Source organism: Bradyrhizobium sp. CCBAU 53340, from assembly GCF_015291645.1.
Lineage (GTDB): Bacteria > Pseudomonadota > Alphaproteobacteria > Rhizobiales > Xanthobacteraceae > Bradyrhizobium.
Genome location: NZ_CP030055.1, coordinates 4,245,036 through 4,259,686 on the forward strand (window position 1 = coordinate 4,245,036; position 14,651 = coordinate 4,259,686).

A 14,651-nucleotide genomic window follows, 5' to 3' on the forward strand; every position below is an offset into this window, starting at 1 on the left:
TCCTCATTTTGCCCCCTGTGATGCAGACGACGACTTCCCGGCAGAGCCGTCGCGACTGCTGTGATCCGCGTGTTTGACCGATGTCGAGTACATCGGCATCAGCACGCGGAAGGTGGTCTTGCGCGGCTGAGACTCGCATTCGATGATGCCGCCGTGATCGCCAATGATCTTCGCGACCAGAGCAAGACCGAGGCCAGAGCCGGTCTGCTTGGTGGTCACGAACGGGTCGAACAGGTTGGGCAGAAGATCGTCCGGCACGCCTGGTCCGTTGTCCCTCACGCAGAATTCGAGCGGCAGGGATACCCGGGATTTTTGACCGGGGACTGACAGGCGCACGCCGGGGCGGAACGCAGTGGTGAGCTGGATCTCGGCGTCGGGCACGTCGATCAGCGCTTCGGCGGCATTTTTAACCAGGTTGAGGAACACCTGGATCAGCTGGTCCTGGTTCGCCAGCACCGGCGGCAGCGAGGGATCGTAATCCTCGATGAAGCGGATGTTGCGGGCAAAGCCCGACTGCGCCAGCCGCTTCACGTGATCGAGCACCGAATGGATGTTGACGGGACCGCGCACCACGGGCCGTTCGTCGCCGAACACTTCCATGCGGTCGACCAGCGTGACGATGCGGTCGGCCTCGTCGCAGATCAGGCGGGTCAACATGCGGTCTTCGGAGGACGCCTGCTGCTCCAGCAATTGCGCCGCGCCGCGGATGCCCGAGAGCGGATTCTTGATCTCGTGCGCGAGCATCGCTGCTAGCGCTATCACCGAGCGCGCAGCGCTGCGGTGGGTGAGCTGGCGGTCCATCTTGTCGGCGATGGAGCGCTCCTGGAGCATCACCACGATATGGCCGGGCCGCTCGGTGAGCGGGGCGACATGCAGGTCGACCTGGCGGTCGCCGCCCATTCGCGGCGTGCCCAGATCGACCTTGTATTCGTTGACCGGTGAGTTCGACGAGCGCACCTGGTCGATCAGCGCCAGCAACGGGCTGCCGAACGGCACCAGCTCCTTCAGCGACTGCCGCTTCAGGAATTGCGTCGATATCTCGAAGAAGGCTTCGGTCGCGATGTTGGCGGCGACGATCTTGCCGTCGGGCCCGATCATGAGCACCGGATTCGGCAAGGCGTCCAGGATCGCGTCGCTGTCGGACGGAACAGGCCGACGATGGTCAGCGGCCGAACTCATGCAGCGGCGCTCCATGCGAAGTCGTCGAAGGCATCCTGCAGCGACTGGTGGACGAGCTTTGGATCCTCGGACGTCAGGATCTTCTGGCGCCAGGCTTTCAGCTTCTCGGCTGGCACGCGGCTCACATCGGCGGCGACGTCGAGCGCCCAGCCGAGATGTTTCCGCGCGTGCTTGAGGCCGACCCGGAGGCCATAGAGCGCGCAGATGCCCTCATAGAGGGTGCGGACATAATGGAGCTGGGTGGCGAGCGAGGGCGTGGCTTCAACCGCCCCGCCCTTCAGACGCCGGCCGATCTCGCCGGGCAGCCACGGCTGGCCGTTGGCGCCGCGGCCGATCATCACGGCATCGGCGCCGGAGGCCTCGAGCGCCGCGCGCGCTTTCTCGTATGTCGTGATGTCGCCGTTGACGACGAGCGGAATGGAGATCGCCTCGCGCACGGCACGGATCGCATCCCAATCGGCCTCGCCCTTGTAGAACTGGCAGCGGGTGCGGCCGTGCACGGTGACGAGCTTGATGCCGGATGCCTCCGCGCGGCGCGCCAGCTCTGGCGCATTGCGGGTGCGGTCGTCCCAGCCGAGCCGCATCTTCAGCGTCACCGGAACTTTCACGGCTGATATCGTCGCCTCGATCAGGCTGACGGCGTGATCGAGATCGCGCATCAGGGCCGACCCCGACTGGCCGCCGGTGACGTGCCGGGCCGGGCAGCCCATGTTGATATCAATGATGTCGGCGCCCTCAGCCTCGGCAATCCGGGCGCCCTCGGCCATCCAATGGGCCTCGCAGCCGGCAAGCTGAACTACATGGGGTCCGACGCCGGTCGCTTCGCAGCGCAACCGCGACATGCGGTGGCCGGTGGCGAGCTCATCGCTGGCCGTCATTTCGGAGACGACCAGGCCTGCCCCTAGCTCGGCGGCGAGCCGGCGGACGGGCGAGTCAGTCACCCCTGACATCGGTGCCAGGAAGACCGGGGTGGCGACAGTAATATCGCCTATCTTCAACGGCTTAGAGCCTGATACTGCCGAGCCGGTCACTGGGGTCTCGTTGCGTGGGCAGCGCCTCATCGCGCCTGCCATGGTCTATCTTGCGCACAATTCTTGTGCAGTCAAGCGTCATGCCTACAGTTTAGACAGTTCTGCAGATTTTTCAAGTGCAGTGCAGCAAAATGCTGTTTCCCACAATCCAGGGAAACCCCCTTTTTTTGCGGGCCTGCCGTGCTAGAGGCATGCCGGCAATCTCCCCCTGCCCGACGCTTCTCTTAACAATTGAATATTTGAGTCCTATGGCGAAATCACAGCGCACCGCAGTCGTTCTTGTCGCGGCCGGACGTGGCCTGCGCGCAGGCGCCGGCGGTCCCAAGCAATATCGAGAGATCGGCGGCGTGCCGGTGATCTACCGCGCCATGGAAGCCTTCAGCACCCACCCTGACGTGTTCGTCGTGCAGCCGGTGGTGAACCCTGACGACAGCGCCATGTTCGCTGCAGCGGTCGGGGGCCTCAAACATGAAGCGCCGACCAATGGCGGCGCGACGCGTCAGGCCTCGGTGTTGGCCGGCCTCGAGGCACTCGCCACTCACAAACCCGATATTGTCCTGATCCATGACGCCGCGCGGCCGTTCGTCTCTTCAGGCGTGATCTCGCGCGCGATCGAGGCGGCCAGCCGCGCGGGAGCTGCGATCCCTGTCGTCCCTGTCACCGACACCATCAAGGTCACGAGCGAGAGCGGCGATGTCGAGGACACGCCTGACCGGGCGCGTTTGCGAATCGCGCAGACGCCGCAATCCTTTCGTTTCGATGTCATCCTCGAAGCGCATCGTCGCGCGGCAAAGGACGGACGCAGCGATTTCACCGATGATGCCGCGATCGCCGAATGGGCGGGATTGACGGTTGCGACCTTTGAAGGCGATGTTGCAAACATGAAGCTCACCACATCGGAGGATTTCGTGCGCGAGGAAGCGCGCCTGGCCAGCCTGCTCGGCGACATCAGGACCGGCACGGGCTATGACGTGCACGCCTTCGGCGAAGGCGATCACCTCATGCTCTGCGGCGTGCGCGTGCCGCACACCAAGGGTTTCCTCGCCCATTCCGACGGCGATGTCGGCCTGCATGCGCTGGTCGATGCCATCCTCGGCGCGCTGGCCGACGGCGACATCGGCTCGCACTTCCCGCCGAGCGATGCGAAGTGGAAGGGCGCCTCCTCCGACCAGTTCCTGAAATATGCCATCGAGCGCGTCACGGCGCGCGGCGGCCGCGTCGCCAATCTCGAGGTGACGATGATCTGCGAGCGGCCGAAGATCGGCCCGCTGCGTGACGTCATGCGTGCACGCATCGCCGAGATCTCCGGCGTCGACATCTCCCGCGTCGCGGTGAAGGCAACGACCAGCGAGCGGCTCGGCTTCACGGGCCGTGAGGAAGGCATCGCGGCCACCGCGAGCGCCACCATCCGCCTGCCCTGGAGCCTGTAGGATTATGGGCGGCAGCGACGCACGTGCCCTCTCCCGCTCGCTGCTCGATTTGTGCCGGATGCGCAAGCTGACGATCGCGACCGCCGAGTCCTGCACCGGCGGCCTCGTCGCCGGAGCGCTGACCGACATTCCCGGTTCCTCTGACGTGATCGATCGCGGCTTCGTCACCTATTCCAACGACGCCAAGCGGGCGATGCTCGGGGTCGAAGCCTCAACGCTCACCAATTTCGGCGCCGTCAGCAAGGAGACCGCGACCGCCATGGCGATCGGGGCGCTGGAGCGGGCCGACGTCGACCTGGCGGTTGCCATCACCGGCATTGCCGGCCCCGGCGGTGCCACACCGGGCAAGCCGGTCGGCCTCGTCCACTTTGCGGCGGCCGCCCGGGACGGCCGCATCATTCATCGCGAACAGCGCTTTGGCGCGATCGGCCGCACCGCGGTGCGCCAACGCTCGGTGGTCGAAGCGCTGCGCATGCTGATGGAGCTCGCACGCGGGCCGCAAGCCGCGGCCAAGCCACGCCGCGCCGCGGCAGCAACGAGGCTCCGTCCCCGCGTCACCCGCTCGCCCCGCCGGCACGCCGTGAAGCGCAGGCCGCCGCGGTCGCCGCGCGGGTAAGTCGCGTCACGCCGCGGCCAGCAGCGCGCTCGCATGGTCCAGCACCCGCTGTTTGACGGCATCGGCATCCGACGGCTTCACCTTCGCGCTCACGGTCAATTCCACAACCGGCGCCGCGGGATCGGCGGCGATCACCTTCGAGACATTGACTGACGGTGCCGTCCGCTCGTCGACGCGCGGGTCACCACGCAGCTCTTTCAGGATCTGGTCGGCAAGTGCATTGGCCGATCCGGCCCTGACCGGAAATGTCACCTTGACCTCGCCCGTGCCGGGATAGGCGCTGTGATTGATGATGGCGGCACCCCACACCTGACCGTTCGGCAACAGGATCTGCGTGTTGTCGGGCGCGACCAGCTCGGTCATGAACAGCGACAGCGACCTCACCTTGCCGGCTTTGCCGCCGACCTCGACGTCATCACCGATGTGGAAGGGACGGAACAGCAGCAGCATCACGCCGGCGGCAAGATTGGAGAGCGTGCCCTGCAGTGCGAGACCGATCGCGAGTGATGTGGCGCCGAGCACGGCGACGAGGCTCGCGGTCTGGATGCCGAACAGCTGCAGCACGGCGATCCCGACGATGGCCAGCACGCCGTAGCGCGTCACGCTGGCAACGAACAACGTCACGAGCGGGTCGACGCGATGCGTCACGCTCAGCACGCGCGTGACGAGGCGCTGCGTGGTGCCGGATAAATACCAGCCGATCGCCAGCAGCAGGATCGCGTAGATCGCGTTCAGGCCATACAGGACCAGTGACGCTTTCAGCGTGTCGAAATTGATGGTCATGAGGTCTCCAACCCGGACAATCTGGAGAGAACGCCGAGCGCAACGAAATGATCCCGCCGGCGGTGTCGGATGGAACAGGCGTGCATGCGACGCGAGCACTTCCGGAGGGTGGATCGATGAAACACATCCATCCAGGCATCTACACGGCCTTGAGCCGCGAGGATGTGAAGCTGTGTCTGAAAATTGAGATGCGAGCGGATAACGGAGCGCGTGCCTTCTACTCCGTCATTGAGCGCAGCGACTTATCCGCCGAAGCCTTGGCGAAGGCGGAAGCAATCCAGAATCCCTCCGCGGAAGGATTCCGGATTGCTTCATTGCAAGAGCCGCTCGCAATGACGACGGAGAGAGTATGCCCTACGACGAGGCCAGCTTCGGCCGGCCGTAGATCGCATCGGCGCGCTTTTCAAATGCGGTCGAAAACCGTGCAAACGCAGCATCGAACATCGAGCCCATCAGCATCGCCAGCATGCGGCTCTTGAACTCGTAGGCGAGGAAGAAGCCGACGTCGCAGAATTCATTGCCGTCCTGCTGGCCTTTCGGCTCGAAGGACCAGCGGTTTTCGAGATTGCTGAACGGACCTTGCAGATATTCGACCAGGATCTTCAGATTGGCGCGGTCGAGCGTCACGCGGCTGGTGAAGGTTTCCTTGACCAGCTTGAACGACACCGTCATGTCGGCGATCAGCACCTCGGTGCCGTCGGGTTTGGCCATGCGCTGACGAATCTTCAGCGCGCTGCACAGCGGCACGAATTCCGGATAGCGCTCGACATCGGCGACCAGATCGAACATCTCGGATGCGCTGTGATTGACACGGCGCTTGCTCGAAAATCGGGGCATATTGGTTCAGCGAGCCGACGCGGCCCGCGCAGCCTTCAGTCTCGCGAAATCCTCGCCGGCGTGATGCGACGAACGGGTCAGCGGGCTCGCCGACACCATCAGGAAGCCCTTGGTGTAGGCGACCTTTTCGTAGGAGGCGAACTCGTCCGGCGGTACATAGCGCATCACGGCGTGATGCTTGCGGGTCGGCTGGAGATATTGCCCGATTGTGAGGAAGTCGACGTCGGCGGAGCGCAGATCGTCCATCACCTGCTGCACCTCGTGGCGCTCCTCGCCGAGACCGACCATGATGCCGGACTTGGTGAAGATGGTGGGATCGAGCTCCTTGACCCGTTGGAGCAACCGGATCGAGTGGAAATAGCGCGCGCCCGGCCGCACCGTGAGATAGCGCGACGGCACGGTCTCGAGATTGTGGTTGAAGACGTCGGGCTTGGCCGCAACCACCACCTCCAAAGCTCCCTCCTTGCGCAGGAAGTCTGGCGTCAGGATCTCGATCGTTGTCGAGGGGCACGCGGCGCGGATCGCACGGATGGTCTGGGCAAAATGCTCGGCGCCGCCGTCGGCGAGGTCGTCGCGGTCCACGGACGTGATGACGACGTGCGCGAGGCCCAGCTTGGCGGTCGCCTCGGCCACATGTTGCGGCTCGGCGGCATCCAGCGCATTCGGCAGGCCGGTCTTGACGTTGCAGAAGGCGCAGGCCCGGGTGCAGGTGTCACCCATGATCATGAAGGTCGCGTGCTTCTTGTCCCAGCACTCGCCGATGTTCGGGCAGCCCGCCTCCTCGCACACCGTGTGCAGCCCGTTGGACTTCACGATGTTGCGGGTATCGGCATAGCCGCGGGTGTTGGGCGCGCGCACGCGGATCCAGTCCGGCTTCGGCGGCGAAGCGGAATCGGGGCGATTCACCTTTTCAGGGTGGCGCGGGCGCAGCGGGTTCGTGACGGTATCGACAATAACGACCATGATCTGTCCGGTCTGTTCAGGTCCTACCTAGTCGGTCTGGCTGCCTGCCGCAACCCGGCTCGCGCCGCTTCAGGGAACATGGCAGATATGGGCAATATCCTGCTCTGTTCTCAGGCGATTCTCACCTCGAATGGCTCCAACCTCGAAGACATCCACACTTCGGCTCGGCAAAGCCCTCAAGCGCAGCTTTTTCGATCGTAACGTGCGCGAGGTGGCCCTCGATTTGATCGGCGCGACCATGCTGGTCGATGGCGTCGGCGGCCTCATCGTCGAGGTCGAGGCCTATCATCATACCGAGCCGGCGGCGCACTCCTACAATGGCCCGACGCCGCGGAACCGGATCATGTTCGGCCCGCCCGGCTTTGCCTATGTCTACCGCTCCTACGGCATCCATTGGTGCGTGAACTTCGTCTGCGAGGAGGAAGGCTCGGCCAGCGCCGTCCTGATCCGCGCGCTGGAGCCGACCCATGGCATTGCCACCATGCGTCGTCGCCGCCATCTCCAGGACGTGCACGCGCTCTGCTCGGGCCCGGGCAAGCTGACCGAGGCGCTCGGAATCACCATCGCCCACAACACCCTGCCTCTCGATCGATGGCCAATTGCGCTGCATGCGCGGACGGAAGACGTCGAGGTTGCGACCGGCATCCGGATTGGCATCACCAAGGCCGTCGAGCTGCCCTGGCGCTATGGCGTCAGGGGCTCGAAATTTCTCAGCAAGCCGTTTCCCCGCTGACGGTTATTCCGGGATGTTCCGAAGGACCAGACCCGGAAGCTCGAGATCCTCAGGTGCGCAAGGGCGCACCAGAGTTCGGCTCTTCGAGCCGCCCCGGAATGACGGCCAGCTTACGAGGCCTGCTTCAGCCGCTCCAGCGCCTCGAGCAGCTTGGCCTTGCGTGCCAAGGCCGCCTCACGCTTTTCGCGCTCCTCCTCGACGACCTCTTCGGCCGCATTGGCGACGAACTTTTCGTTCGCGAGCTTGGACTCGGCGCGCTTGATGTCGGCGTCGGCCTTGCCGATCTCCTTGTCGAGACGCGCGCGTTCGGCGGCGAAATCGACCACGCCCTTCAGCGGCAGCGCAGCCACCTCGCCGCGAACGAGCAGCTGAACCGCGCCGTCGGGCGCGCGATCGGCGAAGGAAATGTCCGACAGCCGCGCCATGCGCTTGATGACGTCGGTCCAGCGTGGCGCGCGTTCCCTGGTCTCGGCCGAGGCGCCTGCGAGCACCAGCGCGGTCAGCGTCGCCGGCGGGATGTTCATCTCGGCGCGCACCGAGCGGATCTGCGTGACGAGGTCGATCACCCAGCCGATCTCCGCTTCCGCCTTTGGATCGCTGAAGTCGGCATGGTCGAAGATCGGCATCATGAACGCTGGCGAGACCAGCGGATCGGTCGGTCCGGCTGCAGCCGCAAGCATCGCAAGCTGTTCCGTGGTCGGCTCGGCCAGCTTCAGCGGCCACGGCGCCAATGCGAGCAGGCCATCGCGCTTGGCCGTCACCTCCCACAGTTCCTCCGTGATGAAGGGCATGAAGGGGTGCAGCAGCTTCAGGATCTCGTCGCGCGCCCAGGCGACCATGGCGCGCGTCTCGTCCTTGAGCGGGCCGTCGGCGCCGAGAAGCGCTGGCTTGGCAAGTTCGACGTACCAGTCGCAATAGATGTTCAACACGAACCGGTACATCGCGCCCGCGGCTTCATTGAAGCTGTGAGCTTCAAGTGCCTCCGTCACCTCGCGCGTGGCTTCCGCGGCCTTGTGTGCGATCCAGCGATTCAGCGGCTCCTTGGCCTTCGCCGGCTCGAAGCCTTCCGGCACGACGCAGCCATTCATCTCGGCGAAGCGACAGGAATTCCAGAGCTTGGTCGCGAAGTTGCGGTTGATCTCGACCAACTGCGACGACAGCTTGATGTCATGCGTGTGGGCCGCCTCGCGTGCCAACGCAAAGCGGAGAGCATCGGCACCGTACTCGTCGATCAGGTTGAGCGGATCGATGACGTTGCCCTTCGACTTCGACATCTTGGCACCCTTCTCGTCGCGGACGAGGCGGTGGATGTAGACCGTCGAGAATGGCGCCTCCTTCATGAAATGAAGGCCCATCATCATCATGCGGGCGACCCAGAAGAAGATGATGTCCCAACCCGTGACCAGCACATTGGTCGGGTAGTAGCGGTTCACCTCGGGCGTGTCTTCGGGCCAGCCGAGCGTCGAGAACGGCCACAGCGCCGAGGAGAACCAGGTGTCGAGCACGTCCTCGTCGCGCGTGATGAAGCCCTCGCGCTTGTTGCGGTCGAGCGCCATCTCACGGCCCTGCTCGGCCGTGATGACCTCCTGCTCGACGTAATAGCCGAGCGCGTGGCTGATCGCCTCCTCCTCGGTCTCGGCGACGAACACCTTGCCGTCGGGTCCGTACCAGGCCGGGATCTGATGGCCCCACCACAGCTGGCGCGAGATGCACCAGGGCTGGATGTTCTCCATCCACTCGAAATAGGTCTTTTCCCAATTCTTCGGCACGAACGACGTCTCGCCAGAACGCACCGCGGCGATCGCGGGCTTTGCCAGCGTCTTGGCGTCGACATACCACTGGTCGGTCAGGTATGGCTCGATCACGCTGTTCGAGCGATCACCATGCGGCACCATGTGGGTGTGCGGCTCGATCCGCTCGACGAAGCCGAACGATTCCAGGCGCTCGACGATGCGCTTGCGCGCGGCGAAGCGGTCGACCTTGTTGAACTCCTCGGCGAATTGCGAGGCACCTTCCGGCAGGCCCTTCAGATAATCCTCGTTGCCGACGAGATCGAGACAGCCTTCCCGGTCGAGCACGCTGATGCGGCGCAGGCCGTGGCGATTGCCGACCTCGAAGTCGTTGAAGTCGTGCGCCGGCGTCACCTTGACTGCGCCCGAGCCCTTCTCCGGATCGGAGTATTCGTCGGCGACGATTTTGATCTTGCGGCCGACCAGCGGCAGGATCACGTTCTTGCCAATCAGCTTCTGGTAACGCTCGTCCTCGGGATGCACGGCTACGCCGGTATCGCCGAGCATGGTCTCGGGGCGCGTCGTGGCAACCACGATGAAAGTCGAGGAATCCTCGGGGCTGAACGTCTTGCCCTCGATCGGATAGCGCAGATACCAGAGGCTTCCCTTCACCTCGGTCTGCTGCACTTCGAGATCGGAGATCGCGGTGAGCAGCTTGGTGTCCCAATTCACCAGCCGCTTGTCCTTGTAGATCAGGCCGTCGCGATGCAGCTCGACGAACACCTTGACGACGGCCTTCGACAGGCCCTCGTCCATGGTGAAGCGCTCGCGCGACCAGTCGCAAGACGCGCCGAGCCGCTTGAGCTGGTTGATGATGGTGTCGCCGCTCTCGGCCTTCCACTGCCACACCCGCTCGAGAAACTTCTCGCGGCCCATCTCGCGGCGGCCGGGCTGCTGGCGCTCCATCAGTTGGCGCTCGACCACCATCTGGGTCGCGATGCCGGCATGGTCGGTACCGGGCTGCCACAGCACGTCGCGGCCGCGCATGCGCTCGAAGCGGCACAGGATGTCCTGCAGCGTGTTGTTGAGGGCGTGGCCCATATGCAGCGAGCCCGTCACGTTCGGCGGCGGGATCACGATGGTAAAGGGCACCGCGCCGCGGCGGTCGGGACGGCCGGCCTTGAAGGCAAGGCTGTCCTCCCACACGACGGACATGCGGGCTTCGATATCGGCGGGCTGGTAGTTTTTCTCGATCATGGGGCTGCTAGAAAGCCGCGCGCGGGGTTCAAGTCAACGGAAAGCTCAGCGGCAAAAGGGCTTTTCGGCCCGACCGGCAGGCCAAATATGACACTGGAGCGGGGCTTTATCGGGGCCGGGCGGCCGGGCTCAGCGGCCGCCGCGCGAGACCCGCTCGATTTCGGCCTTCACGATACGCTCGACGAGGCCCGGCAAATTGTCGTCGAGCCAGGATTTGAGCATCGGACGCAGCATCTCCTTGACCAGATCCTCCAGCGTCCGTGCATTGCTGCTGAGCACCGTGTGGGCCAGGGAATTGAAGGCGGATTCGACCGCCGAGACCGTCGATTGCGCCAGGATCGGCTGCTGCGGCGGCACCGGCGGCGCGTCGAAGTCGACCGGCGCATAGGACGGTGCGGGGCTCGGACGAGGCGGTGGCGCTTCAGCAAATTCGAGATCATCGCGCGGCTCGACCTTGCGGAAGCTGGGCGGAGGCGGCGCCGGCTCCGGATCCATCGCCATCTCGTCGGTTAGCTCGAGCACGTCGGGCTCAGGCTCGGGCTCGGGTTCCGGGACCCGCACCTCGGGCGCAGGCGTCGCCTCGTCGAGCCCCGCCAGCAGCGCATCGATGTCATCCTGGCTGTTGGGGCCGGCGTCCGCCGCAGGCGTGGGCGGTGGCGGCGCCGGAGCAGGTTTTGCAGCCGGCGGTGGTGCGGGCTTCTCAGCGGCAGGTTTTGCAGGCGCGACCTTCGATGGTGGGATGTCGGCCATCGCCTTCGGGGCGGGCGCAGCGGGCGCCTGCTTCGCAGCCTCCGCCGGCGGCGGCTTGGCCTCATCATCGGCAATGATGCGCCGGATCGAGGCCAGAATCTCCTCCATGGAGGGTTCTGTGACCTTTGCAGGCTGCGTCATCTCCGACTCCACATCATCAACGCCCTCGCATGCGTTGTTTTACACCAAGCACGACAGGATTGGCCGGTTCCGGATGTGTGCCCCGACATTTTCGTCGCGACAGCCAGACTTGTCCCCAGATCACGACTCAAAGTGAGGCGCCGCGCCCCTGCTCCGTCACTCAAGCATTACGCATGCAACATCGGATGCGGAGCGAATCGACCCGCAGCTTCTTGGCAAGGCTATGTCAGGGATTTTGACGATTGCAAGCAAAGCGCCGGTCGGCCTCGGCTGTTTGCGAGGTCGACCGGAAGACTACGGCAATCAGCGTCCGTCGGGCGTGCGCACGCCAGCCCAGCTGTCGCGGACCTGATGGTAATGCACGCTGGGATCGTAGACCGTGGTGTTGAGGCCGAGCACCTGCGGTGCAAGGCGGCCGATCGCGTTGAGCACGGAATAGGACGCCACGACTCGGTCATGTTGGGCGGTGACGAGCGCGACGCGCGCGTTGACCAGCGCCTGCTGCGCATTGAGCACGTCCAGCGTGGTGCGCTGACCGGCCTTGGCCTCTTCACGCACGCCGTTCAGCGCGATCTCGGAGGCCGTGACCTGAGCCTGCGCCGACTGCACCTGCGCCTTGCCGGCCTCCAATTGCCCCCAGGCCTGCACGACGTTGGCGCGGGTCTGATCGCGGGTGGTCTCGAGATTCAGGCGCTGCTGCGCGAGGTTCTCTTTCGACTGGCGGATCAGCGCATATTCAGCGCCGCCCTGGAAGATCGGCACGGAAGCTGTCGCGATGGCCGACGCGTTATTCGTTCGAAAGACCGTCAGTTGCTGCTGGTAGGCTGTGCTGGCAGTTGCCGCGACCGTGACCGTCGGCAGCAACGCGCCTTCGTTGATCTTGACCTGAAGATAGTTCACGTCGATGCCGAACATCGCGGCCGTGACGTTGGGATTCTCCACCAGGCTCAAATTCACTGCGGAGGCGATCGTGCCGGGCAGGAAGCGGTCGACCGGCGAGCCCGGGGCGAGGTTGCTCGGCTCGTTTCCGATGATCCTGCGGAAGTTCGCGCGCGTTGTTGTCAGGTTCGATTCGGCGGTTAGGGCCTGGGTTCTGCCGGCGGCCAGCTGAGCTTCGGATTGCGCCACGTCCGTGCGCGTGACCTCGCCGACATTGAAACGATCGCGCGTCTGCTTCAGCGTCTGCTCGAGCACGCGCACGTTGCTGCGTTGAACTTCGAGCGTTGCCGCATCACGCAGGTAGTCCATATAAGCCGTTGCGGCTTGCAGCAGGACCGTCTGCTCAAGCACGCGCAACGCCTCGCGGGCGCCCGAGACCTGGCTCTCTGCCGCACGCGTCCTGTTGGCGGTCTGATTGCCGTTATAGAGCGTCTGGCTAACGCTCACGCTCGCGCTGTTGGGCTGAAGCGGCGGATCGCTATGGATCGCGAGGCCCCTCTGCGTCGCCTGGATATCTTGATATTGGTAACCGGAGCTGAGGCTCAAATTGACCTTGGGGCGATAGCCCGACAGGGCCTGCGGAACGTTTTCGTCGGTCGAGCGCACTTGGGCGCGCTGTGCGTTGAGCTGCGGATTGTTCTGATAGGCGCGCACCAGCGCGGCCTCGATCGTGTCCGCCAAGGCAGGCGTCGGCCCGGCGAGCGCCATCAGGAGGACCGAAACCGCTGCTCCGGTGAAGAGCTTCACCCCATGCATCCCTAAAATTCCGTTCATTCTCACGTCAGACTCGTGCCCGCGAGCCTGGTTACCGTATCCGAGTGGAGTCGTTGCCCCGCAGCAACATAGGACGCGGTCAAGCGCAACGGAACTACCTCTGGGTCGTTCTCAGCGGAAACTCTTCACGTGCAGCATCCCGGCCACACTTCTGATTCAGAACAGGATTTTAACGGGGTTTCAGTGGTCAGAAGACGAAGGCGGCGGCCCGCTCCAAGCCGGGAAGCACCGGGGCTGCCGCGTCGAACAGCGGCCGATAGCCGAATTCGCCGTGCGACCGGGTCACGATCATGGCCCGGGACGGCCGGGATTCGGCCGAGACGCCCACCAGGCGTCCACCTTCCTTAAGCTGACCGAACAGCCCTTCCGGCGTCACCTCGGTCGCGCCGTTGAGGACGATCACGTCATAGGGCGCGGCTGATGGCTCGCCCTCGGCACAGGCCGCGGCCTTGCAGGTGACATTGGCGAGCCCGAGTGAGGCGAAGGCGTCCTTGGCTTTCGCAGCCAGGGCCGAATCGCTCTCCGTTGCCGTGACCTGGCGCGCAAGCTTGGCGGTCAGTGCGGCGAGGTAGCCGGTGGCGCAGCCGACGACCAGCACATTGTCGCCCTCGCCGATCTCGGCAGCCTGGAGCAGCTTGCCCGTCAGCTGCGGCTTGATCAGGTAGCGCTTGGTGGTGCCCTCGCTCACGTCGAGATCGAGGTCGAGATAGGCCAGGGCCTGCCGGCTGGCCGGCACGAACACCTCACGGGGAACCGTGAGCATGGCGTCGAGAATACGGCGATCGGTGACGTCATTGGTACGCACCTGGCCATCGACCATTTTTTGGCGCGCGGTCGAGAAACCGGACATTTGCAGACCCTGCATGGCGGACGGATGCCGCTGAGAGAAGTTGGCGGCATCTTTGGAACAGGCTCCGCGAAAACGCAACACGTCCGTTGGCCCGTCAGCCAACGGCAATGCCAATGCGAAAATCGGGGCGGGAAGCCCTATTCGATCGCGACGGCAAGACGCCCGATCAGGGCCGCCACCTCGTCCAGCCGAGCCGAATCGGGGGTCTCGACCGCACGGGCGAGACAGGCCAGGCATTCATCGTCACTTAGCTCTGGAACATCCGCCGGCAGAATCGAAGGGGCCAGGTGGGCGCGGTCGATCTGGATGTCGGGCATGGGAATCAGCTCCGTAAGAGTCCGGCCCCACCAAGCTCGATTTGAATTAAGTCGATTTGGTGCCGCTGCCGCACACATCCGCTTGAACGCGATTCTGCGCTCGGGATCGCCACATCGATGCTGACAGATTGATCGAGCGATATCGCGTGCCACATCAGCACACGTCCGCAAGCCATTGAAAATGAAGTGAAGTTTGGCTCCCCGGGCTGGATTCGAACCAGCGACCATCCGATTAACAGTCGGATGCTCTACCGCTGAGCTACCGAGGAAAAGGCGAACCTGTCGTTCGCGCGCGGCTGCGTATAACAAAGCCGGTTGCGC

General features: G+C 64.5%; 13 protein-coding genes and 1 tRNA gene. 3 read left to right on the plus strand and 11 right to left on the minus strand.

Going from position 1 to position 14,651, the window contains the following annotated elements; all coding sequences use genetic code 11:
• Nucleotides 1–3 precede the first annotated feature (3 nt).
• Both XH89_RS20180 and dusB read right to left on the minus strand, forming a co-directional pair.
• Nucleotides 4–1,179 carry a nitrogen regulation protein NR(II) gene (locus XH89_RS20180; RefSeq protein WP_194462200.1) on the minus strand — a complete coding sequence of 392 codons (1,176 nt, stop codon included), beginning with the start codon at nucleotides 1,177–1,179 and terminating at the stop codon, nucleotides 4–6.
• Nucleotides 1,176–2,177: a tRNA dihydrouridine synthase DusB gene (gene dusB / locus XH89_RS20185; RefSeq protein ID WP_194468554.1), complete on the minus strand. Its 1,002-nt coding sequence runs from the start codon at nucleotides 2,175–2,177 to the stop codon at nucleotides 1,176–1,178. Before dusB ends, XH89_RS20180 begins: the two co-directional genes overlap by 4 nt.
• 281 nt (nucleotides 2,178–2,458) lie before the next feature.
• Between dusB and XH89_RS20190 the strand changes: the two genes are divergently transcribed.
• Both XH89_RS20190 and XH89_RS20195 read left to right on the plus strand, forming a co-directional pair.
• Nucleotides 2,459–3,640 (plus strand): bifunctional 2-C-methyl-D-erythritol 4-phosphate cytidylyltransferase/2-C-methyl-D-erythritol 2,4-cyclodiphosphate synthase, encoded by a 1,182-nt coding sequence (locus XH89_RS20190; RefSeq protein ID WP_194462201.1) that lies wholly within the window; start codon nucleotides 2,459–2,461, stop codon nucleotides 3,638–3,640.
• 4 nt (nucleotides 3,641–3,644) lie between these two features.
• Nucleotides 3,645–4,256 carry a CinA family protein gene (locus XH89_RS20195; protein ID WP_194462202.1) on the plus strand — a complete coding sequence of 204 codons (612 nt, stop codon included), beginning with the start codon at nucleotides 3,645–3,647 and terminating at the stop codon, nucleotides 4,254–4,256.
• 6 nt (nucleotides 4,257–4,262) lie between these two features.
• On the opposite strand, the gene XH89_RS20200 is transcribed toward XH89_RS20195, so the two are convergent.
• The 3 genes from XH89_RS20200 to lipA all read right to left on the minus strand — a co-directional run bounded on the left by XH89_RS20200 (nucleotide 4,263) and on the right by lipA (nucleotide 6,839).
• Nucleotides 4,263–5,039 (minus strand): mechanosensitive ion channel family protein, encoded by a 777-nt coding sequence (locus XH89_RS20200; RefSeq protein ID WP_194462203.1) that lies wholly within the window; start codon nucleotides 5,037–5,039, stop codon nucleotides 4,263–4,265.
• A gap of 354 nt (nucleotides 5,040–5,393) precedes the next feature.
• Entirely contained in the window at nucleotides 5,394–5,876 is a 483-nt protein-coding gene (locus XH89_RS20205) for a type II toxin-antitoxin system RatA family toxin (protein ID WP_194462204.1), read from the minus strand.
• Between the two features lie 6 nt (nucleotides 5,877–5,882).
• Complete coding sequence (gene lipA / locus XH89_RS20210) at nucleotides 5,883–6,839, minus strand: lipoyl synthase (protein WP_194462205.1); 957 nt, start codon at nucleotides 6,837–6,839, stop codon at nucleotides 5,883–5,885.
• A gap of 130 nt (nucleotides 6,840–6,969) precedes the next feature.
• Here lipA and XH89_RS20215 point away from each other — a divergent pair, with 130 nt between their 5' ends.
• Nucleotides 6,970–7,572, plus strand: a complete 603-nt coding sequence (locus XH89_RS20215; RefSeq protein ID WP_194462206.1) for a DNA-3-methyladenine glycosylase — start codon at nucleotides 6,970–6,972, stop codon at nucleotides 7,570–7,572.
• A gap of 110 nt (nucleotides 7,573–7,682) precedes the next feature.
• Here the strand turns inward: XH89_RS20215 and XH89_RS20220 are convergent, their stop codons facing one another.
• From XH89_RS20220 to XH89_RS20245, 6 genes are all read right to left on the minus strand, one after another.
• Entirely contained in the window at nucleotides 7,683–10,559 is a 2,877-nt protein-coding gene (locus XH89_RS20220) for a valine--tRNA ligase (RefSeq protein ID WP_194462207.1), read from the minus strand.
• A gap of 129 nt (nucleotides 10,560–10,688) precedes the next feature.
• Entirely contained in the window at nucleotides 10,689–11,450 is a 762-nt protein-coding gene (locus XH89_RS20225) for a PopZ family protein (RefSeq protein ID WP_194462208.1), read from the minus strand.
• 303 nt (nucleotides 11,451–11,753) lie between these two features.
• Entirely contained in the window at nucleotides 11,754–13,145 is a 1,392-nt protein-coding gene (locus XH89_RS20230; protein WP_194462209.1) for a TolC family outer membrane protein, read from the minus strand.
• Nucleotides 13,146–13,350: 205 nt separating this feature from the next.
• Nucleotides 13,351–14,013 carry a protein-L-isoaspartate O-methyltransferase gene (locus XH89_RS20235; protein WP_194468555.1) on the minus strand — a complete coding sequence of 221 codons (663 nt, stop codon included), beginning with the start codon at nucleotides 14,011–14,013 and terminating at the stop codon, nucleotides 13,351–13,353.
• Between the two features lie 137 nt (nucleotides 14,014–14,150).
• Nucleotides 14,151–14,330: a hypothetical protein gene (locus tag XH89_RS20240; protein ID WP_194462210.1), complete on the minus strand. Its 180-nt coding sequence runs from the start codon at nucleotides 14,328–14,330 to the stop codon at nucleotides 14,151–14,153.
• Nucleotides 14,331–14,524: 194 nt separating this feature from the next.
• Nucleotides 14,525–14,599 (minus strand) — tRNA-Asn (locus XH89_RS20245).
• Nucleotides 14,600–14,651 lie beyond the last annotated feature (52 nt).